26 protein-coding genes are annotated in these 25,362 nt (G+C 72.4%); 9 read left to right on the top strand and 17 right to left on the bottom strand.

The features are described 5' to 3' along the window. Window positions 1-2: 2 nt before the first annotated feature. Complete coding sequence (locus Val02_RS38640) at window positions 3-626, bottom strand: DUF6244 family protein (protein WP_203904286.1); 624 nt, start codon at window positions 624-626, stop codon at window positions 3-5. A gap of 9 nt (window positions 627-635) precedes the next feature. Beyond that, complete coding sequence (locus Val02_RS38635) at window positions 636-1,529, bottom strand: glycoside hydrolase family 16 protein (protein ID WP_203904285.1); 894 nt, start codon at window positions 1,527-1,529, stop codon at window positions 636-638. Window positions 1,530-1,729: 200 nt separating this feature from the next. On the opposite strand from Val02_RS38635, the gene Val02_RS38630 reads away from it, so the two are divergent. Together Val02_RS38630 and Val02_RS38625 are read left to right on the top strand one after the other, a co-directional pair. Further along, window positions 1,730-2,818 (top strand): ATP-dependent DNA ligase, encoded by a 1,089-nt coding sequence (locus tag Val02_RS38630; RefSeq protein ID WP_203904284.1) that lies wholly within the window; start codon window positions 1,730-1,732, stop codon window positions 2,816-2,818. Between the two features lie 22 nt (window positions 2,819-2,840). Then, window positions 2,841-4,373 (top strand): alpha/beta hydrolase, encoded by a 1,533-nt coding sequence (locus Val02_RS38625; protein WP_239153663.1) that lies wholly within the window; start codon window positions 2,841-2,843, stop codon window positions 4,371-4,373. Here the strand turns inward: Val02_RS38625 and Val02_RS38620 are convergent. Then, window positions 4,324-4,758 carry a potassium channel family protein gene (locus Val02_RS38620; RefSeq protein WP_203904283.1) on the bottom strand — a complete coding sequence of 145 codons (435 nt, stop codon included), beginning with the start codon at window positions 4,756-4,758 and terminating at the stop codon, window positions 4,324-4,326. The two genes, Val02_RS38625 and Val02_RS38620, sit on opposite strands and share 50 nt — an antisense overlap. A gap of 176 nt (window positions 4,759-4,934) precedes the next feature. Between Val02_RS38620 and Val02_RS38615 the strand changes: the two genes are divergently transcribed. The 3 genes from Val02_RS38615 to Val02_RS38605 are packed head-to-tail and all read left to right on the top strand — an operon-like array spanning window position 4,935 to window position 8,456. Further along, on the top strand, window positions 4,935-5,918 hold the full coding sequence (locus tag Val02_RS38615; protein WP_203904282.1) for a DUF2637 domain-containing protein: 984 nt from the start codon (window positions 4,935-4,937) through the stop codon (window positions 5,916-5,918). A gap of 22 nt (window positions 5,919-5,940) precedes the next feature. Continuing rightward, window positions 5,941-7,491, top strand: a complete 1,551-nt coding sequence (locus Val02_RS38610) for a hypothetical protein (protein WP_203904281.1) — start codon at window positions 5,941-5,943, stop codon at window positions 7,489-7,491. A 23-nt stretch (window positions 7,492-7,514) separates the two neighbouring features. Beyond that, complete coding sequence (locus Val02_RS38605; RefSeq protein WP_203904280.1) at window positions 7,515-8,456, top strand: aminoglycoside phosphotransferase/kinase family protein; 942 nt, start codon at window positions 7,515-7,517, stop codon at window positions 8,454-8,456. On the opposite strand, the gene Val02_RS38600 is transcribed toward Val02_RS38605, so the two are convergent. From Val02_RS38600 to Val02_RS38565, 8 genes are all read right to left on the bottom strand, one after another. Then, window positions 8,451-9,362 (bottom strand): type II secretion system F family protein, encoded by a 912-nt coding sequence (locus tag Val02_RS38600; protein WP_203904279.1) that lies wholly within the window; start codon window positions 9,360-9,362, stop codon window positions 8,451-8,453. The two genes, Val02_RS38605 and Val02_RS38600, sit on opposite strands and share 6 nt — an antisense overlap. Further along, entirely contained in the window at window positions 9,362-10,333 is a 972-nt protein-coding gene (locus Val02_RS38595) for a type II secretion system F family protein (protein WP_203904278.1), read from the bottom strand. The genes Val02_RS38600 and Val02_RS38595 overlap by 1 nt, the downstream gene beginning before the upstream one ends. Further along, window positions 10,330-11,739, bottom strand: coding sequence for a TadA family conjugal transfer-associated ATPase (locus tag Val02_RS38590; RefSeq protein WP_373318014.1), 1,410 nt, complete (start codon window positions 11,737-11,739; stop codon window positions 10,330-10,332). Before Val02_RS38590 ends, Val02_RS38595 begins: the two co-directional genes overlap by 4 nt. A gap of 151 nt (window positions 11,740-11,890) precedes the next feature. Beyond that, window positions 11,891-13,099, bottom strand: coding sequence for a CpaE/TadZ family protein (locus Val02_RS38585; RefSeq protein ID WP_203904277.1), 1,209 nt, complete (start codon window positions 13,097-13,099; stop codon window positions 11,891-11,893). Window positions 13,100-13,106: 7 nt separating this feature from the next. Continuing rightward, on the bottom strand, window positions 13,107-13,910 hold the full coding sequence (locus tag Val02_RS38580; RefSeq protein WP_203904276.1) for an RcpC/CpaB family pilus assembly protein: 804 nt from the start codon (window positions 13,908-13,910) through the stop codon (window positions 13,107-13,109). Window positions 13,911-14,019: 109 nt separating this feature from the next. Continuing rightward, window positions 14,020-15,069 (bottom strand): pilus assembly protein TadG-related protein, encoded by a 1,050-nt coding sequence (locus tag Val02_RS38575; RefSeq protein ID WP_203904275.1) that lies wholly within the window; start codon window positions 15,067-15,069, stop codon window positions 14,020-14,022. Continuing rightward, window positions 15,057-15,485, bottom strand: a complete 429-nt coding sequence (locus Val02_RS38570) for a TadE family protein (protein WP_203904274.1) — start codon at window positions 15,483-15,485, stop codon at window positions 15,057-15,059. The genes Val02_RS38575 and Val02_RS38570 overlap by 13 nt, the downstream gene beginning before the upstream one ends. Before the next feature lie 5 nt (window positions 15,486-15,490). Next, a complete protein-coding gene (locus Val02_RS38565) occupies window positions 15,491-15,667 on the bottom strand; it encodes a Flp family type IVb pilin (protein ID WP_203904273.1) in 177 nt (58 codons plus the stop codon). 194 nt (window positions 15,668-15,861) lie between these two features. On the opposite strand from Val02_RS38565, the gene Val02_RS38560 reads away from it, so the two are divergent. From Val02_RS38560 to Val02_RS38550, 3 genes are read left to right on the top strand one after another with little or no spacing between them, the layout of a single operon-like run. After that, complete coding sequence (locus Val02_RS38560; RefSeq protein WP_203904272.1) at window positions 15,862-16,902, top strand: zinc metalloprotease; 1,041 nt, start codon at window positions 15,862-15,864, stop codon at window positions 16,900-16,902. 12 nt (window positions 16,903-16,914) lie between these two features. Next, window positions 16,915-17,436 (top strand): sporangiospore maturation cell wall hydrolase GsmA, encoded by a 522-nt coding sequence (gene gsmA, locus Val02_RS38555; protein ID WP_203904271.1) that lies wholly within the window; start codon window positions 16,915-16,917, stop codon window positions 17,434-17,436. A 49-nt stretch (window positions 17,437-17,485) separates the two neighbouring features. Next, window positions 17,486-18,412, top strand: coding sequence for a hypothetical protein (locus tag Val02_RS38550; RefSeq protein ID WP_203904270.1), 927 nt, complete (start codon window positions 17,486-17,488; stop codon window positions 18,410-18,412). 4 nt (window positions 18,413-18,416) lie between these two features. Here the strand turns inward: Val02_RS38550 and Val02_RS38545 are convergent, their stop codons facing one another. The 6 genes from Val02_RS38545 to flgN form a co-directional block, all read right to left on the bottom strand. After that, on the bottom strand, window positions 18,417-20,537 hold the full coding sequence (locus Val02_RS38545; protein WP_203904269.1) for a PAS domain-containing sensor histidine kinase: 2,121 nt from the start codon (window positions 20,535-20,537) through the stop codon (window positions 18,417-18,419). Between the two features lie 47 nt (window positions 20,538-20,584). Beyond that, window positions 20,585-20,827, bottom strand: a complete 243-nt coding sequence (csrA, locus tag Val02_RS48410; RefSeq protein ID WP_203904268.1) for a carbon storage regulator CsrA — start codon at window positions 20,825-20,827, stop codon at window positions 20,585-20,587. A gap of 57 nt (window positions 20,828-20,884) precedes the next feature. Beyond that, on the bottom strand, window positions 20,885-21,313 hold the full coding sequence (gene fliW, locus Val02_RS38535; RefSeq protein WP_203904267.1) for a flagellar assembly protein FliW: 429 nt from the start codon (window positions 21,311-21,313) through the stop codon (window positions 20,885-20,887). Between the two features lie 22 nt (window positions 21,314-21,335). Then, entirely contained in the window at window positions 21,336-22,217 is an 882-nt protein-coding gene (gene flgL, locus Val02_RS38530) for a flagellar hook-associated protein FlgL (RefSeq protein WP_203904266.1), read from the bottom strand. A gap of 3 nt (window positions 22,218-22,220) precedes the next feature. Then, a complete protein-coding gene (flgK, locus tag Val02_RS38525; protein WP_203904265.1) occupies window positions 22,221-23,615 on the bottom strand; it encodes a flagellar hook-associated protein FlgK in 1,395 nt (464 codons plus the stop codon). 88 nt (window positions 23,616-23,703) lie between these two features. Continuing rightward, window positions 23,704-24,186, bottom strand: coding sequence for a flagellar export chaperone FlgN (gene flgN / locus Val02_RS38520; RefSeq protein ID WP_203904264.1), 483 nt, complete (start codon window positions 24,184-24,186; stop codon window positions 23,704-23,706). A 233-nt stretch (window positions 24,187-24,419) separates the two neighbouring features. On the opposite strand from flgN, the gene Val02_RS38515 reads away from it, so the two are divergent. Next, complete coding sequence (locus Val02_RS38515; protein ID WP_203904263.1) at window positions 24,420-25,283, top strand: sigma-70 family RNA polymerase sigma factor; 864 nt, start codon at window positions 24,420-24,422, stop codon at window positions 25,281-25,283. Window positions 25,284-25,362: the final 79 nt, after the last annotated feature.

Raw genomic sequence — 25,362 nt, 5'->3', positions numbered from 1 at the left:
TGCTACGCGGCCTCGCCGGCGGGCGCCCTGTCGTCGTCCTTCTTCTCGTCCTTGTTGTCCTTGTCCTTGTCGGAACCGTCGGCCTGCTCGGGCTGCCCCGGCCGGCCGTACTGGCCCGCCTGGCGCACCTCGGCGAGCGTCTCGTCCAGCTCCTTGCGCGCGCCCTGGGCGTGCTGGCCGACGATGATCAGCACCTGCTTGATGCTCTCCAGCAGGGCCAGCAGCTGCTGCGGCGAACCGCCCTGGAGCACCGTCGCGGTGAGCTTCTGCGTCTCCGACACCTTCTCGATGGTGGCGGCGTTGGCCTGGGTGGCCGCGACGAGCTTCTCGCTCGCCGGGGTAAGCACGGCGATCGCCTGCTGCGGCGACACCTCGCGGGGTGCGGCCGACACCGGCCGGTTGGCCTCGTTGGTGTCGTTGGCCACGGCGGTCAGCCGGGCGCGCACCTCACCGACGGCGGTCTTCACCCGGACGAGGTTCTGCGCGATGCCGAGGAAGCCCGCCGCCTGGATGCGGGTGGTGACCTCCAGCACCTTGGTCTCCAGCACGGCGGTGCGCGCCTGTGCCTGCTCGAGCCCGGTCACCATCGCCCGGAGTTCGACCGCGATCTTCTCCAGCGTCGCCATGCGACCAACTTAGCGGCGCGCGGGCGCCTCGCCCCAGACCCGCACGTAGTCGATCACCATCTCCTGGGGGAACGGCACGGTCGACGGCGGCGCGCCCGGCCAGTCACCCCCGACGGCGACGTTCAGCAGGACGTAGAACGCATGGTCGTCGAAGATCCACTTCCCCGACGCCCCGTACGCCGTGCAGCCCGGTGCGACATCGGCCGTGCGGCAGATCGTCAGGTACTTCGTGTCGTCGATGAACCACGACACCCGCCCCGCCGACCACTCGATCGCGTACCGGTGGAAGTCGTCGGAGAGCGTGAACGGCATTGCCTTGTAACCGGACTTCGTGTACTCGCCGCTGCCGTTGGCGCGCGGCCCCCACAGGGTGCCCTCGACCACGGTCGGCGAGTCACCGACGTTCTCCATGATGTCGATCTCGCCGTCGAGCGGCCATCGCGCGTCCGGCCCGCCCAGCATCCAGAACGCCGGCAGCAGCCCGGGCCCGCGCGGGATCTTGATGCGCGCCTCGAACCGCCCGAACTTCTGGCTGAACTTCCCCTGCGTCTTGATCCGCGCAGAGGTGTGGGAGCACGTGCCGTAGTAGCACTTCACGGCCGGGTCGGCGTTCTGCCGGGCGGCGATCACCAGGTTGCCCGCGCCGTCGTGGGAGACGTTCTCCGGCCGGTTCGTGTAGCTCTGCAGCTCGTTGTTGCCCCAGCCGGTGCCGTCGTCGCCGAGGTCGTACACCCACTTCGTGCGGTCCGGCAGCGTGCCGGCCGGCGCGTCGAAGGTGTCCTCCCAGGTCTGCTCCAGCGTGGCGGCGGACGCGGTGCCGTTCACCAGCGGCAGTACGAACGCGACCGCGGCGCCGAGGGCAAGGGTGGACAGCACCGCGACGGTGCGTCTGCGGATCCGCACGGAAACTCCTCTCGACGTGCGAAGACGGCCGAGGCGTGCTGACCCACGACCTCGACCGTCCCCTTCCCTTGTACCCCTGTGACGCGGCGCGACCTGGCGAAGGAATCGATCCGCGTCGGCTTCCCTACCTGTCCTGACGGGCCGGGGGGATCATCCGGTCGCAACGTTCCTTGTCGTACCCCCGTGCGAACATGCGGGGCATGAAGCTGCCGGTCATGCCACCGATCGAGCCGATGCTGGCCAAGAGCGTGCCCGAGGTGCCGGTCGCCGAGGGCATGTCCTACGAGCCCAAGTGGGACGGCTTCCGGTGCATCGTGTTCCGCGACGGCGACGAGGTGGAGCTGGCCAGCCGCGGCGGCAAGTCGCTCACCCGCTACTTCCCCGAGGTGATCGAGCAGGTCAAGGCCCAGTTGCCCGAGCGACTCGCCGTCGACGGCGAGCTGGTGGTGATCAAGCGGGTCGAGGACGGGCTGCCCCGGCTCGACTTCGATCTGCTCGGCCAGCGGATCCACCCGGCCGTGTCGCGCGTGCGCATGCTGGCGGCGGCGACGCCGGCCTCGTTCATCGCGTTCGACCTGCTGGCGATCGGAGACGACGATCTCACGTCGCGGCCGTTCCGGGAGCGGCGCGCGCGGCTGGCGGAGGCGCTGTCGGCGGTGGTGCCGCCGGTGCACCTGACGCCGGTGACGACGGATCCGGCCCGGGCGCGGGAGTGGTTCGCGTCGTTGGAGGGGGCCGGGCTCGACGGCATCGTCGCCAAGCCGGCCGACGCGGGCTACGAGCCCAACAAGCGCGTCATGTTCAAGGTCAAGCACGCGCGCACCGCCGACGTGGTCGTCGCCGGGTTCCGCTGGCACAAGTCGGGCGACGTGGTCGGGTCGCTGCTGCTCGGGCTGCACGACGCGGCCGGGTTGCTGCACCACGTGGGGGTCTGCGCGTCGTTCCCGATGGCGCGGCGGGCCGAGCTGGTCGAGGAGCTGGCGCCCTACCGTGAGGGGGCCGAGGCGGCCAACCCGTGGGTCGGCGTCGACCCGGCCAACGAGACGCACCGGGTGCCGGGGGCGGTCAGCCGGTGGACCGGCACCAAGAGCCTCGACTGGGTGCCGCTGCGCCCGGAGCTGGTGGTCGAGGTGGGCTACGAGGCGATGGAGGGCGAGCGCTTCCGGCACACGGCCCAGTTCAAGCGGTGGCGGCCGGACCGGGAGCCGGCGTCCTGCGGCTACGAGCAGTTGGAGCGGCCGTTGCGGCTGGACGTGGACGCCGTCCTCGCCGGGGCGGTCGACGAGTGACCGGCCCGGTTAGGCTCGGCGTGTGATTCGCCGTCCCCGTGCCGCCGTCGCCCTCGTCACCGCAGCGTTGCTGCTGCTCACGGGGTGCGTGTCACCGCCGACCCGCTGGGCGGGGCCGATCTCCGGGCGGCCGGGCGCCTCCGCGTCGGGTTCGACGGCTCCGGGGCAGGTCAACTGGACGCCGTGCCCGGAGATCTCGGAGCGCAAGCTGCCCAACATCACGTTCGAGTGCACGACGCTCAAGGTGCCGCAGGACTGGGCGGCGCCCAATGACGGGAAGACGTTCGACCTGTCGCTGGTGCGCGCCCGCGCCAAGGGGCAGAACAACAAGATCGGCTCGCTGCTGATCAACCCCGGCGGGCCGGGCGGCTCCGGCGTCGAGATGGCGACCTACCTCGCCGCGGCGCTGCCGACCGACGTCCTGTTCCGCTTCGACATCGTCGGGTTCGACCCGCGCGGCGTGGGCCGTTCCTCGCCCGTGGAGTGCTTCACCGACGCCGACCTCGACGCCAACTTCGGTGCCGACCCGGACCCGCAGAGCCAGGCCGACTTCGACGCGCTCGTCGGGCTGACCGGCCGGATGGCCAGGTCCTGCGGCGACAAGTACGGCGACACGCTGCGGCTGTTCTCCACCGAGCAGGCGGCCCGGGACATGGACGCCATCCGGATCGCCGTCGGCGACGAGAAGCTCTCCTACCTCGGCTACTCCTACGGCACGCTGCTCGGCGCGACGTACGCCCAGCTCTTCCCCAAGAACATCCGCGCGCTGGTCCTCGACGGCGCCGTCGACCCGACGCAGAGTTCGGTCGCCTCGTCGGAGGGGCAGGCCAAGGGCTTCGAGCGGGCGTTCGACAACTTCACCACCTGGTGCAAGAGCAACGGCACCAGATGCCCGATCTCCAGCGACCCGCGCGGCCTGGTCACCCAGGCGATCAACAACGCCCGCGGCAACGCCGTCGCCGGTGCGGGCGGGCGCAAGGCGACGGCCGGTTGGGTGTTCACGGCGGTGATCGCGTCGCTGTACACCGAGCAGAGCTGGGAGTCGATGGCCAAGGCCATGGACAACCTGCGCAAGGGCAACCCGGCCGGCATCTTCGAGCTGGCCGACTCCTACGCCGAGCGGGACGCCTCCGGCAAGTACAGCAACCTCTTCGACGCCAACCTCGCCGTCAACTGCGCCGACGACGACAAGTCCGTGACCGTCGAGGAGGCGCGCCGGCTGCAGGGCGAGTGGCGGCAGAAGTACCCCCTGTTCGGCGCCTCGCTCGCGCTCAACCTGGTCTGCGCGCAGTGGCCGGGCAAGCGCGACCCGTACCCGAAGGGCAAGGCCGAGGGCGCGCCGCCGATCGTGGTGGTCGGCACGAAGGGCGACCCGGCCACGCCGTACGAGCAGACCCCGGCGCTGGCCAACATGCTCGGCACCGGCGTGGTGCTGACCTGGGAGGGCGAGGGTCACACCGCCTATCCGCAGACGCGCTGCATCAACCAGGCGGTCAACAGCTACCTCATCGATCTGAAGGTGCCGGCGGCCGGAGCGAGCTGTCCCGCTCGCTAGCCGCCTCCAGGCGTTCGACCGCCTCGCGGATGCGGCGGAGGTTTTCCTTGATCTCCTCCTGCTCCTCGTGGCGGAACGCGTCCTGATCCACGATGAGCTTGCTGGCGAAGTGCGCGGTGATCAACGGCACGACCAGCAGCACCATCGAGGTGATCAGCGTGCCGGCGACGATCCGCCCGCCGGTCGTCGCCGGATAGGTGTCGCCGTACCCGACGGTGCTGGCCGTGACGACGGCCCACCAGATCGCGTCGCCGACGCCCTTGTGCTCCAGCGCGCTATACAGCACGGCGCTCACGATCACCAGTAGCACGAAGGCGGACACTGTGGCCTTTGCCGAGTTCGCCACCCATAAGAGGCCCCGGAAGGCCGCCCGAAACACGGTCATGCACGCATAATGCCTGTTCAATGCCAGTCTGGTGGGCCCTTGGAGTCACCGGACGGACATCGCTGCGTAACGGAGTACGCCAATATCTCGACACGCCGGGCGAAACGTGTGCGGCTACCATGCACTGTCGCGAAGATGACGCCCGAGTCAGCCCACCACCCGACGAGGAGGTCCCGTTGCCGCTGCGTCAGCTACGCCGCGTCCGCTGGGCGGTCCGCGCCGCACTGGTCCTGGGCGTTGCCGCCAGTGTCGCGGCAAACGTCCTGCACGCTCAGCCCAATCCGATCGCGCAGACCATCTCGGCCTGGCCGCCGCTCGCCCTCATGCTCACCATCGAGCTGATCTCGCGGGTGCCGGTGCACCGGCGTTCACTGGCTGCCGTGCGGCTGATCGCGACGTTCGCGATCGCCGGCATCGCGGCCTGGGTCTCCTACTGGCACATGACCGGCGTGGCCGCCCGCTACGGGGAGACCGGTGGGGCCGAGTACCTGCTCCCGCTCTCCGTCGACGGGCTGATCGTCGTGGCGAGCGTCTCGCTGGTCGAACTGGCCGGTCGCATCCGGGAGGCGGAGCAGGAGCTGCGGGAACGGGTCGAGCCCGCGGCCGCGCCGCCGAGTGTGGCGGCGTCGCACCCGGCCCCGGCGCGTAGCGAGGCTGCCCCGCAGGGCGAGGGGGCGGAACGGATCTCGGTCGTCGGCCTCTCGTCGGAGTTCGTGCACGACGGCGAGACCGACACCAAGCCGGTGCGCGGTGCCGGGGTGGGTGCCCTCATCGGCGCGCCGCCGATCGACACCCGCCCCCGCCTGAACGGCCTCGCCAGCAACGGCCACGGCGGCAACGGCAACGGGCACCGGGTGAGCGCGCTCGACAGCAACACCCGGCTGGAGCTGTCCCGGATCACCTCCCCGGTGAGCGCGGTCAGCGGCCGTTCGGCGTCCCGGCCGGCGCCGCGGCCCGCCGACGAGCCGGCCGTGGGGCGGGCGATGCCGGGCGTTCCGGCACCGGCGCAGCGGCGCGGGCGGCCCGTGGCGGAGACCCGCCGGCTGGCCGCCGAGCTGACGGCGCAGCAGCCGGACGCCACCGCCGAGGATCTGGCGCGCCAGTTGGGCATCACGCCGAAGCGCCTCAAGTCGATCCTGTCGAGCACGCCCGCCGCGTAGCGCACGCGCCCAGAATGGATGAATGGGGCGTTCCGGACAGTGGTTGCTGGCCACCGGTGCCGGGCTCCCCGTTCTCCTGGCGCGCGCCGGTGACCTGCACGAGTCGGACACGTTCTGGCAGGTGCGCACCGGTGAGCTGATCCTCGACCGGCACCGGCTGCCCACGGTCGACCCGTTCTCCTGGACGGCGGCGGGCCGCCCGTGGGCGCTGAACAGCTGGCTCTTCGACGTCCTGCTCGGCGCCGCGTACCGGCTCGGCGGGCTGCCGGCGGTCGCCCTGTTCGCGGCCCTGGTGGGCCTGCTCGGGACGGCCGCGCTGGTCCTGCTCGCCCGCGAGCTGGGCGCCACGCCCGCCGCGTCGGGCCTGGCCGCCGCGGTCGCCTCGATCGCCCTGATCGACTGGCTCGGCGGCCGCCCGCAACTCGCCGACTACGCGGCCGTACCGGCGCTCCTCGTCCTCCTCCTCCGCTGGCACCGCCCAGTCCTGCCACCCCGCCGACCTTGCAGTTGTGGCGCCGGGTGCGTCCGGTTTTGCCCCGCCCTGTCCCCACCACAACTGCAAGATCGGCGTGGGCTGGGGGTGCTCGCCGCGATCGGAGGGCTGCATGTGCTGTGGGTCAACCTGCACTCCAGCGCGCCGCTCGGGGTGGGGCTGTGCGCGGCCTTCGCGGCCGCCCACGTGCTCGGCGGGCGCCGGTCGATGCGTGGGCACCCGCCGGTGAGCGGGCCGCGTGGTGGCGAGCGGCGGTGGGTGAGAGTCGTTGCGCCGACGGTCGTTGCCGGGGTTTCGGTGCTGGTCAACCCGTGGGGGGTCGGGGTTCTCGCGCGGGGGGCCGCGGTGCGGCGGGAGTCCGCGGGGCTGGTGCAGGAGTGGGGGCCGCCGGACCTCACCGAGTGGTCCCAGGTGCTGCCGCTGATCGTCGCGATCGCCGGCTGCGCGCTCGCTTCGTGCGCCGCCCGGCCCCGGGGCGCCGGCCGCAGGGGTGGCCGAGCGGGGGCGCCGGTGCCGGCGACCGACCGGACGTTCCCGGTCGGGGTCGCGCTGTGTGCCGTCGGGCTTACCGGCGTGGGTGGTCTGATGTTGCGGTTCGTGCCGGTGGCGGCAGTGGTCGGCGCGGCCGTGATCGCCGTCGCGCTCTCCTCGCCGCGGGTGCGCGCGTGGGCCGCCGAGCGGCGGGTGGTGCTCGGCGGCGGGGCGGTCGCGGGGGTCGCGGCGCTGAGTGCGCTGGCCGTGCCGGCCCTCACCCACCTGGGCCGGCCGGAGGTCGAACCGCGCCTGCTCGACGCGTTGCCGTCCGGATGCCGGCTGCTCAACGAGTACATCCTCGGCGGGCACGTCATCCTGCGCAGGCCCGACGTGCCCGTGAGCCTCGACTCCCGCAACGACGTCTACGGGGCGGCCGAGGTGCGCCGCCTGCAGGGGGCGTTCGACGTTCCCGACGAAAGAACGATGCGGGGAGTGACGTGCGTGCTCAGTCGGACCGACCGGCGCCTGGCGGAGGTCCTGCGCGACGACCCGGGCTGGCGAACGGCCGCGACCGGCGGCGGCGTCGTTATCTACGTGCGCGCCTGAGCGCGAACCGCCACCATGGCCCGATGCGGTTCGCACCGGCCGACGCGCACGCGGCCGTCTTCGACCACTTCGGGGTGGCGCCCGCCGACCGGCCCACGGCGTCGTGCTACCGGTGGGCGCCGGTCTACCGGACCAGGGTCGACGGGCGGATCGCCGCGATCAAGCGCACCGCGGCGCCGCTCACCGACGCGGACGGGCTCGCCGCGTGGCTGGGCGCGCTCGCCGATCGCGGCATCCCCGTGGTGTCGCCGCTGGCGCTGCCGGTGCGCAACCCCGCGCCGATCGGCCGCAGCGACGAGGTCTGGGTGGCGTACCCGTGGATCGACGGCCGGCGCTACGACGGGAGCGACGCCGACGTGGCCGCCGCCGGGGACCTGCTCGGCCGCCTGCACACCGTGGACGTTCCGGACGACGGGGTGCCGGACCTGACGTGGCCCGCGCCCGACGCGGACTCCGTCGCCGAGGACATCGACGGGCTGCGTCCCGTGGTGCCGCCGCGCGATCTGCACCGGTTGAGCGCGCAGTTGGCGGCGTTCACGGCGGAGACGCTGCCGGCGATCCGCGACGCCGGACTGCCCACGCGCGCGGTGTCGCTGGACTTCAAGGCCGAGAACCTGGTGTACACAGTGGACGGTCCGGTGCTGGTCGACCCGGACAACGCCGACCGCGCACCCCGCCTGCTGGACCTGGCCAACGCCGCCCTGCTCTTCCACAACGACCGGCCGGAGGCCGACGCGCTGTTCGATCCGGGGCGGTGGGCGGTGTTCCGCGACGCGTACACGCGGCGGGTGGCGCTCACCGCGGACGAACGCGCGCTGTGGCCGGTCGCCGTGCGCTACATGATCCTGGAGTGGGCGGTGTGGACGCTGATCGACGCCGGCCGGCACGGCGAGTGGAACGTCGAGCCGCGGCGGTCGTTCCTGTGCGATCTGGCCGGCACGGACGAGCACCGGTTCCCGCTATAGATACTTGATCATGCTCAGCACACCCGGCCCGATCACCACGATGAACAGCGCCGGGAACAGGCACAGCAGCGTCGGAAAGAGGATCTTCACCGGGATCTTCTGGGCCGTCTCCTCGGCCCGCTGCCGATGCTTGAGCCGCATCTCCCGGGACTGTTCGCGCAGCACCTGCGCCACCGGCACACCGAGCTCGCTCGCCTGCACGACAGCCGAGGCGAACCCCTTCAGCTCCGGCACCGTCGTGCGCGCCGCCAGCGACCGCAGCGCCTCCGCACGGGATTTGCCGATGCGCATCTCCTGGAGGACCCGCGCCGTCTCCCCCATCAGCGGGCCGCGGCCGTTGCGGGCGACCTGCGCGAGCGCCGCGTCGAAGCCCTGTCCGGCCTCCACGCAGATGGTGAGCGTGTCCAGTACGTCCGGCAGGGTGAGGCGCAGTTCATCCTGGCGGTCGCGGCCCTTGCCGTAGAGCCGCGCGTCCGGGGCGAGGAACCCGGCCACCGGCCCGAGCACCGCCCCGAGCAGCACCGCCTCGGCGCCCCCGGCGAACAGCCCCAGCACCAGCCCGCACACCTCGCCGGCGACCAGGCCGGCCGCCTTGGCGACCAGGACCCGTTCGATGATCCAGCCCGGCGGATTGCCGGCGTAGTCGAGGTAGCGCTGCAGCCGGGCGCGCTGGCCGGCGGGCGTCAGGGCCGTTCCGGCGCGCAGCAGCGGGCGGTACAGCGGGGCGAGCAGGAGGGAGATCCGCCCGCGCCGCGCGGGAGCCCGCAGGACGGCCGAGTACCCCTGCTCGATCGCCGCGAGCGAACGGGCCACCCGCGCGTCCCCGGCGGCCGGCGCGGTGATCGCGACGACCCCCGCCGCCAATGCCGCGCAGAGCGCGACCAACCCCACGACCAGCAGCGCCATCAGACACGCACCCGGATCAGGCGCCGGATCCACAGGATGCCGACGGCCACGGAGAGCGCGCCGGCGGTCAGCATCACCAGGCCGCCCCGCTCGGTGTACAGCGGCCGCAGGTACTCCGGATTGCTGATGAACATGTACCCGGCCACCGCCACCGGCAGCCCGCACAGCAGGTACGCCGACAGCCGCCCCTCGGCGGAGAGCACGCGCACGTGCCGGGCGAGGCGGGCGCGTTCGCGCATGGTCTCGTTCGCCGTCTCCAGCACCTCGGAGAGGTTGCCGCCCACCTCGCGTTGGATCCTGATCGCCATCACCAGCCAGCTGAGATCGCGGCTGCCGTTGCGGGCGGCGGTGCGTTCGAGGGCGTCCTCGAGTTCGCCGCCGAGACGGGTCTCCGCCTGTGCCCGCCCGAACTCCGTGTTGATCGGCTCCGGCCCCTCGCGGACCACCGCGTCGATCGCCTGCGCCAGCGAGAACCCCGACCGCAGCGCGCTCACCACCAGCTGCAACGCGTCCGGCAGCAGGTCGGCGAAGCGCGCCGAACGCTTCTCCGCGCGGGCGCGGCGGTACTGGTTCGTGCCGACCCACCCGCCCACCAGGCCGGCCGGCAGCCCGAACCACCACGGCCCGGCCAGCATGAGCACGAAGGCACCCGACAGCGCGGCCGCGCAGCGGGTCACCACCCACTCGGCCGGCCCGAGCGCGATGCCGGCCCGTTCCAGGGAGGCGGCGAGCGCGGTCCGGCGAGACTCGCCGAGCAGCCGGTCCACCAGCGCGAACGGCCCGTGCCGCCGGGCCTCGCCGGCGATGACCGCGCTGCGCCGGTACTCCGCGACGGCGTCGAACGCGTCCAGCTGCCGCAGCCGCCGCAGCACCGCCCGGCGCCGCACCGCCGCCCGCGACAGCAGCGGGACGAGAATGACGACGGCCGAGAACAGGCAGGCGACCCCGACGGCCAGCAGCACCGGCGTCACCCGCCTACCGCGAACGTCTCCGCCGGCACGTGCACCCCGAGCGCCGCCAGCCCGTCGAGGAACCGGGGCCGCACGCCCGTCGGCAGGAGCGTTCCCCGCCGGTGGTCGTAGACGAAGATGTCCTGCAGCAGCACCACGTCGCCGTCGATGCCGAGCACCTCGGTGATGTGGGTGACCCGACGGCCGCCGTCCTTGAGGCGCGCCATCTGGATCACCAGGTCGACGGCGGAGGAGATCTGTTCGCGGATCGCGCGCACCGGCAGGTCCATGCCGGCCATGAGCACCATCGTCTCCAGGCGGCTGACGCTGTCGCGCGGGGAGTTGGCGTGCACGGTGGTGAGCGAGCCGTCGTGGCCGGTGTTCATCGCCTGGAGCATGTCCAGTGCCGCGCCGTCGCGGACCTCGCCGACCACGATCCGGTCGGGGCGCATCCGCAGGGCGTTGCGCACCAGGTCGCGGATGGTGATCTCGCCGCGGCCCTCGGCGTTCGGCGGGCGGGACTCCATGCGCAGCACGTGCCGCTGGTGCAGCTGCAGCTCGGCGGCGTCCTCGATGGTGACCACGCGCTCGTCGTCCGGGATGAAGCCGGACAGAACGTTGAGGGTGGTGGTCTTGCCGGCGCCCGTTCCGCCGCTGACGACGATGTCGAGCCGACCCTGGACGCACGCCGCGAGCAGGTCCACGGTCTGCGGGGTCAGCGTGCCGACCTCGACCAGGTCCGCCACCCGCAGCGGATCCGCCGAGAACTTCCGGATCGTCAGCGACGAACCGTCCAGCGCGATCGGCGGCACGACGGCGTTGATGCGGCTGCCGTCCGGGAGGCGCGCGTCGACCATGGGACTCGCCTCGTCGACCCGCCGTCCCACGCGGGAGACGATCCGGTCGATCACCCGTCGCAGGTGTGCCTCGTCGACGAACTCGGCGTCGACGCCGTGCAGCCGGCCGTCGCGTTCGACGAAGATCTGGCGCGGGCCGTTCACCATGATCTCCGTGATGGCGGGGTCGCGCAGCAACGGCTCGATCGGACCGTGACCGAGGATCTCGTCGTAGACCTCCTGCGCGATCCGCGCCCGGTCGGTGCCGTTGAGCGGCGTCTCCTCGCGCGCCAGCAGCTCGGCGATGATCTCCCGCACGCCGTGTGCGAGCTGCGCGTCGGTGCCGGCCGTGTCGTAGAGCTTCGGGCCCATCGTCTCGACCAGCGCGTGCTGGATCCGCCGGCGGACCTCGCCGACCACCTCGGGCCCGCCCCGGCTGCTGCGCATCCGGTCGATCGCCGCGCGGGAACGTTCGGGGTCCGGCTCCGGCGGGAGAACCGGCTCGGGCGGTGGCGGCGGCTCGACCGCCACGGGTGGATGCCGCGGCGGCGCCTTGGGAATCTTGCGCCCGAGCCGGTCGGACAAGCTCATCTGCTTGCCCGCTCAGTGCACGGCTCCGCCCCACGGCGGCTTCCCTCCGCTGCGCTCCCTGCTTCCCGCTCAGTGCACGGCTCCGCCCCACGGCGGCTTCCCTCCGCTGCGCTCCGGTCCAGGCGCCGCGCTTTGCACTCGCTCATCGGGCTTACCTGGCGCCTCGGCGCAGGAGGAAGGGGCGGCGCTTGTTGCCGGCCGGCTCGGCCGTCGCCGGGTAGACCTGTTGTCCCTCGCCGCCGCCGAGCCGGTTCACGGCGAGATCCTTGATCGCCTTGCTCACCGGGTGCGCCTCGTCCTTGACCATCAACGGCACGCCCTGATTGATCGAGACCGGCACGTCCCGGGTGGAGGGCACGTTCGCCTGGATCGGGGCGCGCACGACCCGTTCGATGTCGGCGGGCGTGAGCCCCACGTGCGAGTCGGCCCGGTTGAGCACCACGATCCGCTCGTCCTTCGGGTACTCCAGCAGGTCGAACATGTCCATCGTCAGGCGCAGGTTCTTCAGCGACGGGATGTCCGGCGTGGCGAGCAGGATGTAGTGGTCGGTCACGTCCAGCGCGGCGAGTACCTGGTCGCTGAAGAACGGCGGGGTGTCGACGACGATGAAGTCGAAGACCTTGCGGGCGGTCTTGATGATCTCGCTGACCAGGTCGCGGTTCACTCGTTCGCCGTCCGCGGGGCCGGCCGGTGCCAGCAGCGCGTCCACCCCCGGGGCGAACGGCGTCAGCAGCGACCGCAGCCCGGTCTCGTCCAGCCGCCCGGTCATCCCGACGGCGTCGACCATGCTGCGTTCCGGCGCGAGCTGGAGCATGATCGCGACATCGCCGAACGACAGGTCCAGATCCATGAGCAGCACCGAGTGCGCCCCGTTGCCGGCCAGCGCGACGGCGAGGTTCGTGGCCATCGTGCTCTTGCCGCAGCCGCCCTTGCCGGCGAAGACGGTGATCAGCCGTCCGGCGGTCGGCCGCGCGGGGGCCGGCGCGGCCGTTCCCATGGCGCCGCCGAGCTGACGGGACACCTCGAGCGAACGCGCCAGCGCCTCCCGCACCGCCACGACGTCCCCGGGGAGCACGACCTCGCGGATGCCGGCGCGCAGCGCCTCGGCGAGGTCGGTCACGTCGAGGTGGTCGCGCAGGAGCACCACGCCGAGCGAGGGCCTGATCATGCGCATCTGCTTGGCGAAGTTCAGCGCGTCGGGGAGCACCACGCCGGAGCCGAGCAGCACCAGTTGGGCGGTCTTGTCGGCGTTGACGAGTTCGGTGATCGCCCCGAGGCTGGCCGTGGGGCGCACCTCCTTGCCGAGCAACGCCGCGTACTCGCGGGCGCGGTCCGGCTGCGGCTCGAAGTACAAAATCATCGTGGCCTCACGGGAAGAGCGATCGGGTGTCCGTGCCCGGTCCCGGGCGAAGGGCTGAGGAGTCGTCGAGCAGGGCGACGTAGATCTGGGTGGTGGTGGCGGCGAGGATCAGCCTCTCGGCGTCCTCCTGGCTGACCGCGAACGTCACGGCGGTCAGCGCGGACGCGGCCTTCTCCCCGGTGGCGAGCTGACCCGCCGGCGCCTGCGTGGCGTCGGAACCGGTCGCGCCCGTGGCCGCCCCGACGGCGAGGACCTGCACCTTCGGCATCAGCAGCCGGGTGACGTGATCGGCGTCGGCGGCCGGCTGCGGACCCTTCAGCCCGGAGGGCACCCGCGTGGCGTCGCGCGGGGTGTACACGTCGAAGACCGCGACGAGCGAACCGGCGCGCACCAGCGAACCGGCCGGCACCCCCGCCACGTCCACGGTCACCGCGATCTTGCCGGACGGGATGGCCACCCCGCCGGAGAGCCCGCTGCGTTCGCCGAACGCCCCGCGCAGCACCAGCTGGCGCGGTTGCAGGTCGGCGGTGAGCACCAGGGGGTCCAGCGCGCCGTCGACGTTGTTCAGCGCATCGTCCGGAACGGTCGACGCCGGCATCGTGACCGCCTCGACGTAGCCGCCGGCCCGCAGGTCGGCGCCGGTCGTGCCGGCCGGCACGCGCTTCGTGGTGACCAGGACCGACACCGGCGCGCGCCCCTCGACGGCTCGCCGGTCGGCGGCGCCCACGTACAGCAGGATCGCGGTGCTGCCGGCGGCGGCCAGAACGACGGCCGCGGCCACCGCGATCAGGCTGCGCTTGTTCCGGGCCACACCACCCTTTCGGCAACCGATGCCCGAAAATAAGCGGATTAAGGCGTGTCCTGCCGGTCAGGGGGCGGCTGGGTCCGCCGCAGGCCCGCCATGATCGGCAGGAGGCGCCTTACCCCGTGGTGCGGGTCTGGAGGCTGGTCACGCCGTCCCGGCGGGTCCCGCCGCCGCGCACGATCGGATACGAGTACTGGGTGAACCAGCCGTACAGGCAGGTCTCGGTGCCGGTGCACGGGTCGGTGCCGGTGAGCGTGGACGGGCGGGCGCGTCCGGGCAGGTGGTAGCCGGTGAGCCGGAGTGCGGCGAAGCCCACCAGGTGGTAGCCGCCCGGGCCGGCGGTGTCGTAGAGCGGCACCGGCATCGGCGTGGCCCGGTCGACGTAGCCGTCCAGCACGTTCTGGCAGGTCGGGTCGGGTGCCGCGGCGCCGGGATGGCCGGCCGGGCGGTCGGCGGCGTAGGTCCCGGTACAGGTGGGGCCGGCGAGGAAGCCGAGGCCGGCGGGTGCCGTCGCGCACGGGTCGGTCGGGTCGGGCACGACGCGCAGCGCGCGTTCGGTGGTGGCGTAGCCGTAGCCGGCGCGGTAGCACTCGGCGAGGGTCACCGCCGGGGTCGCCATCTCCAGGGGCAGCGTGGGGTCCGCGCGTCCGTCGCCCGGGCCGGTGGTCGGGGGCCGTTGCCCGGCCGCCGCGCGGGCACAGGCCGAGACCGGGGTGCCGGCACTGTTCTCCCGTCCGATCAGGGCGCGGGCGAACGACGGAGGCACGACCACGCGGACCCGCACCTCCACGTACGGCCCCGCGGCGGGGCGGTGCGCGGAGCACTCGGCGAGGCTGGGCTCGGCCGGCAGCGGGGCGCACGCGGGCAGCCCCCAGCCCGCGCCGCACAGCTCCACCGGCGGCGGCTCGTCGGGGATGTTGCGCCGCACGTAGTCCTCGGCGGTCGCGCGGGGCGTGCAGGTGGCACCGGTGCCGCACTGCTTGGCGACGGCGAGCGCGCCCGCGTCGGCGGCGGTCTGCAGGGTCTCGCGGGCCACGTAGACCTGCCCGATGTCGACGACGACGGCGGTGACGCCGAGCAGCGCACCGCCGGCGAGGAGCACCGCGACGAGGGCGGTGATGGCGCCCCGTTCGCGGTCGTGCCGCAATGCGCTCAGGCGCTGCACGTCATCACGCCGGTGGCTTCCATCGCGACGGTCTCCCCCGGCCCGCTGCCGCCGACGATCCGCGCCAGCGCCCCGAACGGCGTCACGAAGTGGAACGTGTGCCGCACGGTCACGGTGGCCGCGCCCGGGTCGGCACCGGCGCCGCACGGGACGACCTGCACGTCAGCCGCCGTCGGCAACGGCTTGGACGTCATCGAACCGGCCGCCCGCACCGCGCGGGCCCGGGCCGCGTCGGCGCTCTCCCCCAGGGCCACCGCCCGGGCCCCCTCGCGGGCGGCCTCGGTGAGGGTGATCCGGGCGTGCAGCAGCCGGCCGAAGTCGATCGTGCCGAAGACGATGAGCAGGAGCACCGGCAGAACAAAAGCGAGTTCGACCGCAGCCGCCCCCCGTTCGCCCCCGCCGCGCAGCCGGCGCACGGCGGCTACTTGACGGCGTTCTGGACGGTGTCGAACTTCTCGTTGAGGTTGCTCCCGAGCATGGTCACGGCGCCGACCACGACCACCGCGATCAGGGCGACCATCAGTCCGTACTCGACGGCGGTCGCACCCCGGTCGCGGGTGGCGAACAACGCCTGGAGGCGGGCGTAGAGGTCGGACATCAACGCACTCCTGTCATCCGTAACGTTCAACCAGGGTCGCAGTTCGTTACCCCGGGTAGCAGCCGGATGACCGGCCGTTGTTCGGTGGTCGCCCGGTGGGCACGCTCTCTGATCGGCCGACAGCCGGCTGTCGTTAACCGATATGACCGAGAAATCAGGACAAAAAACATTCGCGCCCCCACAATGGGGAAATCATGAATCAGCGTCGACGTACGAGCTCCGTCGCGACCGCGCTCCTGGCGGCCGTTGCGCTGCTCGCCACCCCGCCGGCGGGCCCGTTCCGCTTCGGGGCCGGCCGGCCGGACACCTGCCCGCACGGCACCGGAACCGTCGACGCCGCCGCACTCGCCGAGGCCACCCCGATCACCGGCTGCCGGCTCGGCGGCGCGGTCGTCGCCAGTGGCGAGCTCAGCGTGCGCGTGCCGGACGACGACGGTTCGGTCACCGCCGCCGGCATGGGGCGCACCGGGCACCCGGCGGTGCTGACCGTCACGCGGATCCGCGGCAAGGTGCGCGCCATCGTGTCGGGGCGCGCCCGCACGGAGAACGAACCGTCGCAGGCCATCGAACGCTTCGGCCGGGCCGACGGAAGTTCGACCGAATCGGCCGGAGAACCGGCGGCCGAGACGGCCGCGGTCGACCCGCGCTGCGCGGACGCCGCGGGAACCTGGCTCGGGATGCGCTGGCGCAACCAGTACAAGTGGTGGCTGCGCAACAAGAACCTGCCCGGCTACCTCGGCTCGGCCGACCCGGTCCGGGACGCGATCCGCGCCGCGGGCGCCGGCGTCGACGACGGCCGGAACGACTGCGGCCTCGGCGGCGGCCTCGCCCTCTCCCAGCGCTACATCGGCGACACCGACAAGGACGCGAACATCCGCCCCGACGGCACCTGCGGCAGCCGCGACGACCGCAACGTGGTCGCCTTCGGGGAACTCTCCGGCGGCCTGCTCGCCCTCACCTGCCTGTGGTGGTCCCGCGGCCGCACCGTCGAGGCCGACATCCGCATCAGCGACGTCGACAACCTCTTCTCGCTCGCGCCGACCGAGAGCTGCGCCGACACGTGGGACCTGCAGGGCACGCTGACCCACGAGTTCGGGCACGTGTTCGGGCTGGGGCACGTGACGTTCGCCGAGCACGGCGAACTGACCATGAGCGACGGCCTCCCGGCGTGCTCCACCCGGTTCCGCGCGCTGGGACTCGGCGACTACCAGACGCTGAAGAACCAGTACGGCTGAAGAGCGGCGGCGATGACGACCACCGGCGCCCGGCCGCGCGGTCCGGCCGCCGCCTACGCGGGTGCGGCGACCCGGGCCGCGTTCCTGACCATGGCCGTCGATCCGGCGCGCACCACCCGGGACCAGTACCGCGTGCCGGCGTCGGTGACGCTCGCCCAGGCGATCCTGGAGTCCGGCTGGGGCCGCAGCCGCCTCTCCACCACCGACCGGAACTACTTCGGCAAGAAGTGCCACGGCGGTGAACCCGGCCCCATCGCGGCCGGCTGCCACCTCTACCCGACCCGGGAGTGCACTGCGTCGGTGTGCGTCACGATCACGGCCGCGTTCCGGGTGTACCTCAGCGTGACCGACTCGTTCCGCGATCACGGGTTCCAGCTGTCGACGCTGCCCCGGTACGCGGGGGCGTTCCGGTACACGCGACAGCCGGACCTGTTCGCCGCCGAGGTGCACCGCAGCGGCTACGCCACCGACCCGAACTACACGACGAAGCTCGTCGGGATCATGAAGAAGTACGACCTGTACCGCTTCGACTAGCTTCCTGCCGGGACAGCGCCGCGCCACCCGCCTGGCTACGATGCCGGCCGTGAACCAGCCCCCGGACCCGTTCGCCGGCCTCGACGGCTGGGCCCGCTCCGTCGAACGCCGCGAGACCCGCGCCCTCAGTTCGGGTCGCCGTCGGCGGCGGTGGGGGCGGCGCCTGATCGTGCTCGTCGTCATCGGCGCGGCCGTCGGAATCAGTTGGGGCGCCCGGGGAGACCTGACACAGTGGCGGCCCGACGCGGCCGCCTACCCGACCCAGAGCCCACCGGCCGGTGCGCAGGCCACGACGACGCCGGCCGGCAGGGCGAAGCGGCCGTTCGAGGGGACGCCCGCGGAGTCCTACGCGGAGGGCGAACGGGGCATCGTCGATCCGCCCCTCGTCGCCGTCGCCGGGTTCAGCGACCAGCAGGTCACCGACGCGATCGGGGCCGTCCGCAGGGCGATGGTGGCCGGCAGACTCGACCCGCGCATGATCGTGCAGCGGGACCCGAGCGCCTACCTCGGCCTGCTGGCGCCACGCGCACGCGAGCAGATCGAACCGTGGTTCGCCACGAAGAGCGCGGCCAACCTCGCGACCCGGGTCGCCGACGGCTCCTCGCTCGCGCAGTATCCGCCGCGCGTGCGTGGCACGTTCTCGTACCTGGGCGGCACCACCGAGCACGGCGTTCCCTACATCGAACTGACCACCAACTACGTGTGGGTCTACCCGTGGGCGAACGACGCCGGCGTCTTTCTGGCGCACGACGAGGTGAAGTGGCGGGTCTACGACCCGGGCCGGGTGGCCCCCGCGGATCGCGGGCTGTGGGTCAGCGAGGCCCGGTCGTACCTGTTCGGCGAGATCGACTGCGGGCGTTCGGACGGGTTGGTGGGGCTGCGGCGGGCGGCCGACGTGACCGGCGGGGTGCAGCCCGGGGACGAGAAGCAGTACTACGACCCCAACCGCTCGCTGGAACTGGAGCAGGGTTGCTGAAGGATCAGGGGTCGGTGACCCTGGGGATCAGGCAGGTGACCTCCGTGCCCGGGCCCTCCGGCGGGGACATGGCCCAGATGCGGCCGCCGTGGCGTTCGACGATCGACTTGGTGATCGCCAGGCCAAGGCCGGTCCCCTGCATCTCCCGCTCCTGCGAACGGGTCGACCGGAAGAAGCGGTCGAAGATCAGGTCCACCTCGTCGTGCGGGATGCCGATGCCCGTGTCGGCGACCACCAGCCGCGCGAACCCCTCGCCGTCGTCGTCGACGCTGACCCGCACCTGGCCCCCGGCCGGCGTGAACTTGAGCCCGTTGTCGACCAGGTTGATCAGCACCCGTTCGAGCTGGGCCTGGTCGCCGAGGACGACGACGGGCTCGGTCGGGAGTTCGACCTGGAGGTCGACGCCGCGGCCGGCGCGCACCGCCTGGACGGCCTCCAGCGCGCCGCCGATGATCGCGCGCACCGGCACCGGACGGGTGTTGATTTTGACCGCCCCGGACTCGATGCGCGACAGCATCAGCAGGTCCTCGATGAGGACCAGCAGCCGGCGGGAGTTGCGCTCGATCGCCGCCACCAGGCGGGCCTGCATGCCGGCCAGCGGTCCGGCGTCGCCGTCGGCCAACAGTTCGACGTTCCCGAGAATGCTGGTGAGCGGGGTGCGCAGCTCGTGGGAGACGGTGGCGACGAGGTCGGACCTGACCCGGTCGACCTCGCGCAGCGACTCGGTCGCGGCCATCTCGCGCTCGAGCGCCGCCCGCATCGCGTCGGCGGCGGCCCGCTCCCGGGTGACGTCGCGGGCCACGCCGAGGTAGCCGGTGACGGCGCCGCGCTCGTCGCGGATGACCGAGGTGCTCACCGCGACCGGCACGTGGCTGCCGTCGGCGCGCACGTAGGTCCACTCCTGCGGCTCCTTGTCGGGCGCCGCACCGGCCACGCCGAGCGGCGCCTCTCGGGTCGCCAACTCCTCCGGCAGGTGCCAGCGGATCGGCGTGATCCGGCCGACCACCTCGTCGGCGCGGTGGCCGAGGAGGCGTTCCGCGCCCGCGTTGAAGAGGGTCACGATGCCGTCCCGGTCGGTGGCGATGATCGCCTGGTCGACGGGGGCGGCGAGGACGTGGGCGATGAGGCGTTCGCTGCGGCGCTGCTCGGTGACGTCCATGCCGGTGGAGATCGCGTGGGTCACCCGGCCGTCGGGGGCGGTGAGGACGATGTCCCGCCACAGGATCGTCCGGTGCTCGCCGGCGGCGTCGCGCCAGTTGCTCTCCAGTTCCGCCGAGGGCGCGTCCGGGCCGCGGTCCACCAGGTCGCGGCGCCAGTCGATCACGTCGACGTGGTCGCCGAGCACCTCCTCGAACGGCTTCCCGAGCACCTCCTCCGCCCGCAGGCCGGTCACCTCCGCACAGCGGTTGTTGAAGACCGTCACGCGGGTCTGCGCGTCGGTGGCCACCACGAGGAACCCGGCCCGGTCGAGCACGACCCGGGTGAAGTCCCGTTCGGCGCGCAGCTGCGCCGCGGTGGCGGCCACCTCGGCGGCGGCCCGGCCGAGCTGCTCGGCGGCGCGGCCGTTGTCCTGGACGAGGCGGCCGGTGCTCCACGCCGCGACCCCGCCGGCGACGATCCAGAGCAGGGCGAGGCGGAGTTCTCCCGGGTGGTCGACGCCGTGGGTCAGCGCCGGCTGCAGCACGGTCAACCCGCCCAGAACGATGCCCACCAGCAGCAGCCGCGGCCCGTGGTACAGCGCCAGCCACGCCAGCGGCAGCAGCAGGAGCGGCGTGTAACCGGACATGACGGCGCCGTCGTGGCCCCCGTGCACGGTCCCGGAACGCACGATCGCCACCACCGCGAAGAACCCGATCGGCGGCACGGCCTCCCAGGCGGGCGGGAACCGGTGCCACGGGAACAGCAGGACGGCGAGGGCGAGCAGACAGGTCAGCGCCACCGCGACGGCGAACGGCCCGGCCCGCACGGCCGGCGGGAGCGGCGCGACGCTCAGGCCGATCACCGCGACGAACGCGAACGGCGCGAGCCGGCGCAGCCGGCCGGGTCCGGTGAGCGCCCTTACGGCCGGCGGTTGGAACGCCGTACCGTCGGCCTCCGGCCGATCCGTGGCGACTGCGGCCTGCACGCCCTAATTGTCGCCGGTCAAACGTTCGCTGTCCGACGTTCCGCCTGTCAGTCGGCCTTCTTGCCAGCTCGCAGCATGCGACTGAGCGCCTGGACCGCGTTTTCGGTCGGCGAGGCGGCCTCCCGGTTGACCTTCTGCAGCTCCCGGTAGACCTCCTCGCGGTGCACCTGCACGCTGCGCGGGGCCTTGATGCCGACGCGGACGACATCGCCGCGCACGTCGAGGACGGTCACGACGACGTCGTCGCCGATCATGACGCTCTCTCCCGGGCGGCGGGTCAGCACGAGCACGAGCGCTCCCCCTTCGACATACCGCCCGAAGTGAACGGTATGCGTAGAGTACCCGACTTATCCGCTCATGAGCGAGGCTCGTACGGGCAAGCCACTCCCCGAGAGCACCAACTGCACCGCCCGGCGGCTCTCCTCGTGCAGCACGATCGGCGCCATGAGGTTGGCCGTCGACGCGTGCGCCGTCTCCCCCGCCGTCACCACCAGCAGCGTGAGCAGGTGCTTGTCGTCGTGCACGCCCAGCGCCCGCAACGCCTCGTCGTCGATCTCCGGCGTGTAGTCCGGGAAGAACGGGGCCGGCGGCACCACCAGGAAACGCAGCTCCGGATCGTCGACCGAGGTGAGCGCGAAGAGCACGCCCGCGTCGTCCAGCCGCACCAGCACGAACTTGCGCTCGGCCGGAAAGCCGGCCAGCGGCGCCACGAACTCGATCACCGGCACCTCGAAAGCCGCCTCGGCCTCCAGGGTCCGGGCTGCGGTCCCGCTCATCACAAGCTCCTAACGTCGCTGGTCAGCGGAGGAAGTCGACGAGGCTCGACTGCACCACGCGCGCCCCCGCCGCGAGCGCCGCCTGGTAGGCGGTCTGCTGCAACTGCAGGTCGGTGATCGTCTTGGGCAGGTCGATGCTCTCCACCTCGGTGAGCGAGCCCATCAGGTTGAGCACCGCGTCGTCCGCGACCTGCCGCATCTTTTCGAGTTGAGCCGCACGACTACCCACCGTTGACAATCCAGTCTGAATAGTAGTGGCCACGGAGTCGATCCGAGCCAGTTCGGCCTGGAGACCGTTAGGGTTGGTGCGCAGCTTGGACGCGACGGTGGTGAGCACCTCGTAGAAGCCGCCGGTGCCCGAGCCGAAGATCTTCGTTCCGTCGACGTCCACCCGGACGCTCGCGCCGGCGCTGACCTGCCGGATCACCTGACCGGTGCTGCCGTTGTGCGTCCCGTCCGGCTTGAACGCGAAGGTGTCCGAGGCGGTGCCGCCGAAGACCGGCCGGTCCAGGTACGTGGTGTTGGCGAAGCCCAGGATCGTGTCCCGGATCTGCTCCACCTCCAGGGCCAACGCCTCCCGGTTGGTGGCGTCGCCGACCGCGCCGGCGGTCAGACCCTGCAGCGCGATCTGGCGCACCCGGGCCATCTCGTCCGAGGAGGACTGCAGCGCGCCGTCCGCCGCGCCGAGCCAGCCGAGGCCGTCGTCGACGTTGCGGGCGAACTGCTTGTTCGCCGCGACCTGGGAACGCATCTCCAGCGCCGACACCGTGCCCGCCGGCGAGTCCGACGGCTTCATCAGCTGCCGGCCGCTGGACAGGTGCTGCTGCGTCGCGCCCAGCCGGTTGATGTTGCTCTGCAACGCCGTGAGGACGGACGACGCGATCGAGTTCTGTGTGACGCGCATGGCCTATCGCCCCATCCCGTTGATCAAGGTGTCGAGCATCGTGTCGATCGTGCTGATGACGCGGGCGGCCGCCTGATAGGCCCGTTCGTACTGGACCATGTTGGTCATCTCCTCGTCGAGACTCACGCCGGCGTCACCCTCGCGCTCCGCGTCGCTCTGCGTGACGACGCCGGCCTGGATCTCCACCCGCCGGTTGACCGTCTGCGCCGCGACGCCGAGATCCACGATCAACTGCCGGTACTTCTCGTTGGCGCCGTCCTTCTTGTTCGCCAGCTTCGCGATCTCCTGGGCGTTCGCGCCGTCCAGGGGGCCGGACGCGGAGGCGGCGTCGGCGGCGGCGATGTCGTCCGGGTCGACGACGGCCACGCCGATGTCGCTGGCGTTGGTGCCGCTGAAGAAGGCGCCGCCCATGTCGCCGTCCGCGTCGCGGCCGAGCGCGTGCTGCGCGTTCACGCTGGTGATCAGCTCGTTGGCGACCCGGTCCAGGCCGTCGGAGTAGGTGCGGATCGTGCGGTTGAGCGTCTCCAGCATCCCGGCGAGCTTGCCGGAGTCCGGCGACGCGGACGGGTTCGCGGGCGGCTCGTTGAACTGCAGCGCCACGGCGCCGCCCGCCTTGACGTCGTTGAGGTTCGCGGCCCCGGTCGCCGGCGAGATCGTGCGGGAGTGGTTGCCCGACACCAGCACGGAGCCGTTGAGCAGCACGTCGGTCACGCCGTTGTCGCGCGGCACGCCCCTGGCGCCGGTCAGCTCCGCCAGCTTCATCACCAGCGCGTCGCGCTGGTCCATCAGGTCGTTCGGCTGCTGGCCGACCGCCGTGGCCGCCATGATGCCCTCGTTGAGCTGCGCCACCGCCGCGGTGGTCGAGTTGACGTCGAGGATCATGGCGTTCAGCTCGGTCAGGGCCGTGTCCCACTGGGTGGAGAGCTGGTCGCCGTTGCCCCGGATCGTGTCGGCGACGATGGTCGCACGGGACACCACGGACGAACGCGCCGCGGTGCTGTTGGGTCGCAGCGACAGGTCGCTGAACGACGCCCACATCTCGTCCAGCTGCGCCTGCAGCGCCTCGTCGCTCGGCTCCGCGAACGCCTGCTCGATCCGGCCCAACTGAATCTGCTGGGTGCCCAGGTACTCCGCCGCCGCGTGCTCGATCCGGCCGCGGCTCTCCAGGAAGATGTCGCGCAGCCGCTGCACGCTCTCGACCATCACGCCGTCGCCGACCGGCGAGGCCTGCGAGGTCAGACCCGGGATGGCCGGCCCGGCGATCGCCTGCAGGTTGGCCCGCTGGCGGGTGTAGCCCGGCGTGTTGACGTTGGCGATGTTGTGGGCGGTGACCTCCATGCCCCGCCGGTTGGCGTAGAGCGAGGTAAGGGCGGTCGACAAACCGTTGAACGTGCTCATGCCGCCGCCTCGCTCCGCTCACCGGCGCCCTGAGACACAAGTGCGCCCTGCTTCATGATTCGCTTCCGCAAGCGTCCACTCATGCGATCTAGACCGCCTCGTCGAGGATCCGGGTGCGTGGAGCGGCGGCGACCGTCTCGCCGCGCCGACCGTAGGTCTCCACCGAGCCGACCACCGCGAGCATCGTCTCCCGCACGGCGCGCTGGCCGGCCGTGAGCAGGTCACGGTTGGCCTCCGCCATCGCGGTCACCTCGGCCGCCAGGGCCAGGAACGCCTTGCGGTGCTCACGCAGCAACTCGGCCCACGGGGATGGGGCCGCTTCCGCGAGTTGGCCGAGGCTCGCCGCGGTGCCGAGCCCCAGTTGGGCGCCGATCACCTCGACCTCGGCGGCACGCACCACTTCGGTGTGCCGGATCTGGTCCAGCACCATCTCCACTTCGCGCGTGGCGTGCGCCAACCAGCGCCCCCGCCCGCTCGCCAGGATGAGCTGCTCCTCCTCCAGCTTGAACAGGAGCAGTTCGAGCATTTCCCGTTCGCGCCACAGGATGCTCGACAGGTCTGACAGGCCCACCGCTGCCCCTTCCTCCAGTGACACGTCCCGAACGTGTGCCTCGCCCGACAGATCGACGCCGGGCCCACGGAACTTGAGGCTTTCAGCGCCACCGAGTGGGTCATGGCAACCCGACTGCAACTGTGCGTGACCCGCCTCAGTACCCGTGGCGACCGAGTCTCGTAATCGGCCGACAGCGGGGCACGACCCCGAACCGGCCCGCCGAGTCGAACATCGCCAGCGAAGAGGTCGTCGTGAGCACTTCAGTAGCCACCACGCAGGACGCCAAGAACGTCGAGGAACTGGTCCGCAGCCACCTCCCGCTCGTCGGCCACCTCGTGCGCGAGATGCTGAGCCGCCTTCCGGCACACGTCAGCCGCGAGGATCTGGTGTCGGCCGGCATGGCCGCGCTGGCCACCGCCGCGCAGTCGTTCGACCCGGAGCGGGGCACGCCGTTCGGCGGGTTCGCCACCGCCCGCATCCGCGGGGCCCTGCTCGACGAGCTGCGCGGGCTGGACTGGGCCAGCCGTTCGGTGCGCAGCCGGGCGCGCCGGCTGGACACGGCCACTCAGCAGTTGACCGCCACCCTGGGACGCACTCCGACGGAAGCGGAGCTGGCGGAGTCGCTCGGGGTGGCGGTCAGCGAGATCAAGGCCGTCGGCGAGGACGTGCAGCGGGCCGTCGTGCTGTCGCTGCAGGGGTTCGCCGCCGGGACCGCCGAGGACCTGGTGCCGGAGCGGGCCGCCGGCCCGGAGGACGTGCTCGTGCACCGCGAGAAGGTCGGCTACCTGCACCACGCGATCGAGGCGCTGCCCGACCGGCTGCGCCAGGTGATCGAGGGTTATTTCTTCGCGGAACGGCAGATGACCGACATCGCAGCCGAACTCGGCGTGACCGAGTCGCGCGTGTCGCAGCTGCGCGCCGAGGCGCTGGTGCTGCTGAAGGACGGCCTGAACACCTACCTCGACCCGGAGCTCGTGGAGTCGCCGGACCGACCGGGCGGCTGTGTGGCCCGCCGGCGCGAGGCGTACTACGCCCAGATCGCCGCCCGTGGCGACCTGCGCAGCCGCCTCGCCCTGACCGACCTCCAGGGCATGCCCCTCGCAAAGAGCGCCTGACCACGTTTCCCTCGCGAGCCCCGCTTCTGCCGTCCTCCCGCGGCAGGGGCGGGGCTCGCGGCATTCCCCGGGCAGGTTC

This window comes from Virgisporangium aliadipatigenens (genome assembly GCF_016863615.1).
Lineage (GTDB): Bacteria > Actinomycetota > Actinomycetes > Mycobacteriales > Micromonosporaceae > Virgisporangium > Virgisporangium aliadipatigenens.
Note: the sequence above shows the minus strand (reverse complement) of the source record. Positions and strands in the feature narration are given on the sequence as shown.

Bases quoted from the DNA above. Each gene is read 5' to 3' on its own strand.
- Val02_RS38640 (WP_203904286.1), bottom strand. From the start codon at position 626: ATGGCGACGCTGGAGAAGATCGCGGTCGAACTCCGGGCGATGGTGACC.
- Val02_RS38630 (WP_203904284.1), top strand. From the start codon at position 1,730: ATGAAGCTGCCGGTCATGCCACCGATCGAGCCGATGCTGGCCAAGAGC.
- Val02_RS38620 (WP_203904283.1), bottom strand. From the start codon at position 4,758: ATGACCGTGTTTCGGGCGGCCTTCCGGGGCCTCTTATGGGTGGCGAAC.
- Val02_RS38610 (WP_203904281.1), top strand. From the start codon at position 5,941: ATGGGGCGTTCCGGACAGTGGTTGCTGGCCACCGGTGCCGGGCTCCCC.
- Val02_RS38605 (WP_203904280.1), top strand. From the start codon at position 7,515: ATGCGGTTCGCACCGGCCGACGCGCACGCGGCCGTCTTCGACCACTTC.
- Val02_RS38600 (WP_203904279.1), bottom strand. From the start codon at position 9,362: ATGGCGCTGCTGGTCGTGGGGTTGGTCGCGCTCTGCGCGGCATTGGCG.
- Val02_RS38590 (WP_373318014.1), bottom strand. From the start codon at position 11,739: ATGAGCTTGTCCGACCGGCTCGGGCGCAAGATTCCCAAGGCGCCGCCG.
- Val02_RS38585 (WP_203904277.1), bottom strand. From the start codon at position 13,099: ATGATTTTGTACTTCGAGCCGCAGCCGGACCGCGCCCGCGAGTACGCG.
- Val02_RS38565 (WP_203904273.1), bottom strand. From the start codon at position 15,667: ATGTCCGACCTCTACGCCCGCCTCCAGGCGTTGTTCGCCACCCGCGAC.
- Val02_RS38560 (WP_203904272.1), top strand. From the start codon at position 15,862: ATGAATCAGCGTCGACGTACGAGCTCCGTCGCGACCGCGCTCCTGGCG.
- gsmA (WP_203904271.1), top strand. From the start codon at position 16,915: ATGACGACCACCGGCGCCCGGCCGCGCGGTCCGGCCGCCGCCTACGCG.
- fliW (WP_203904267.1), bottom strand. From the start codon at position 21,313: ATGAGCGGGACCGCAGCCCGGACCCTGGAGGCCGAGGCGGCTTTCGAG.
- flgL (WP_203904266.1), bottom strand. From the start codon at position 22,217: ATGCGCGTCACACAGAACTCGATCGCGTCGTCCGTCCTCACGGCGTTG.
- flgK (WP_203904265.1), bottom strand. From the start codon at position 23,615: ATGAGCACGTTCAACGGTTTGTCGACCGCCCTTACCTCGCTCTACGCC.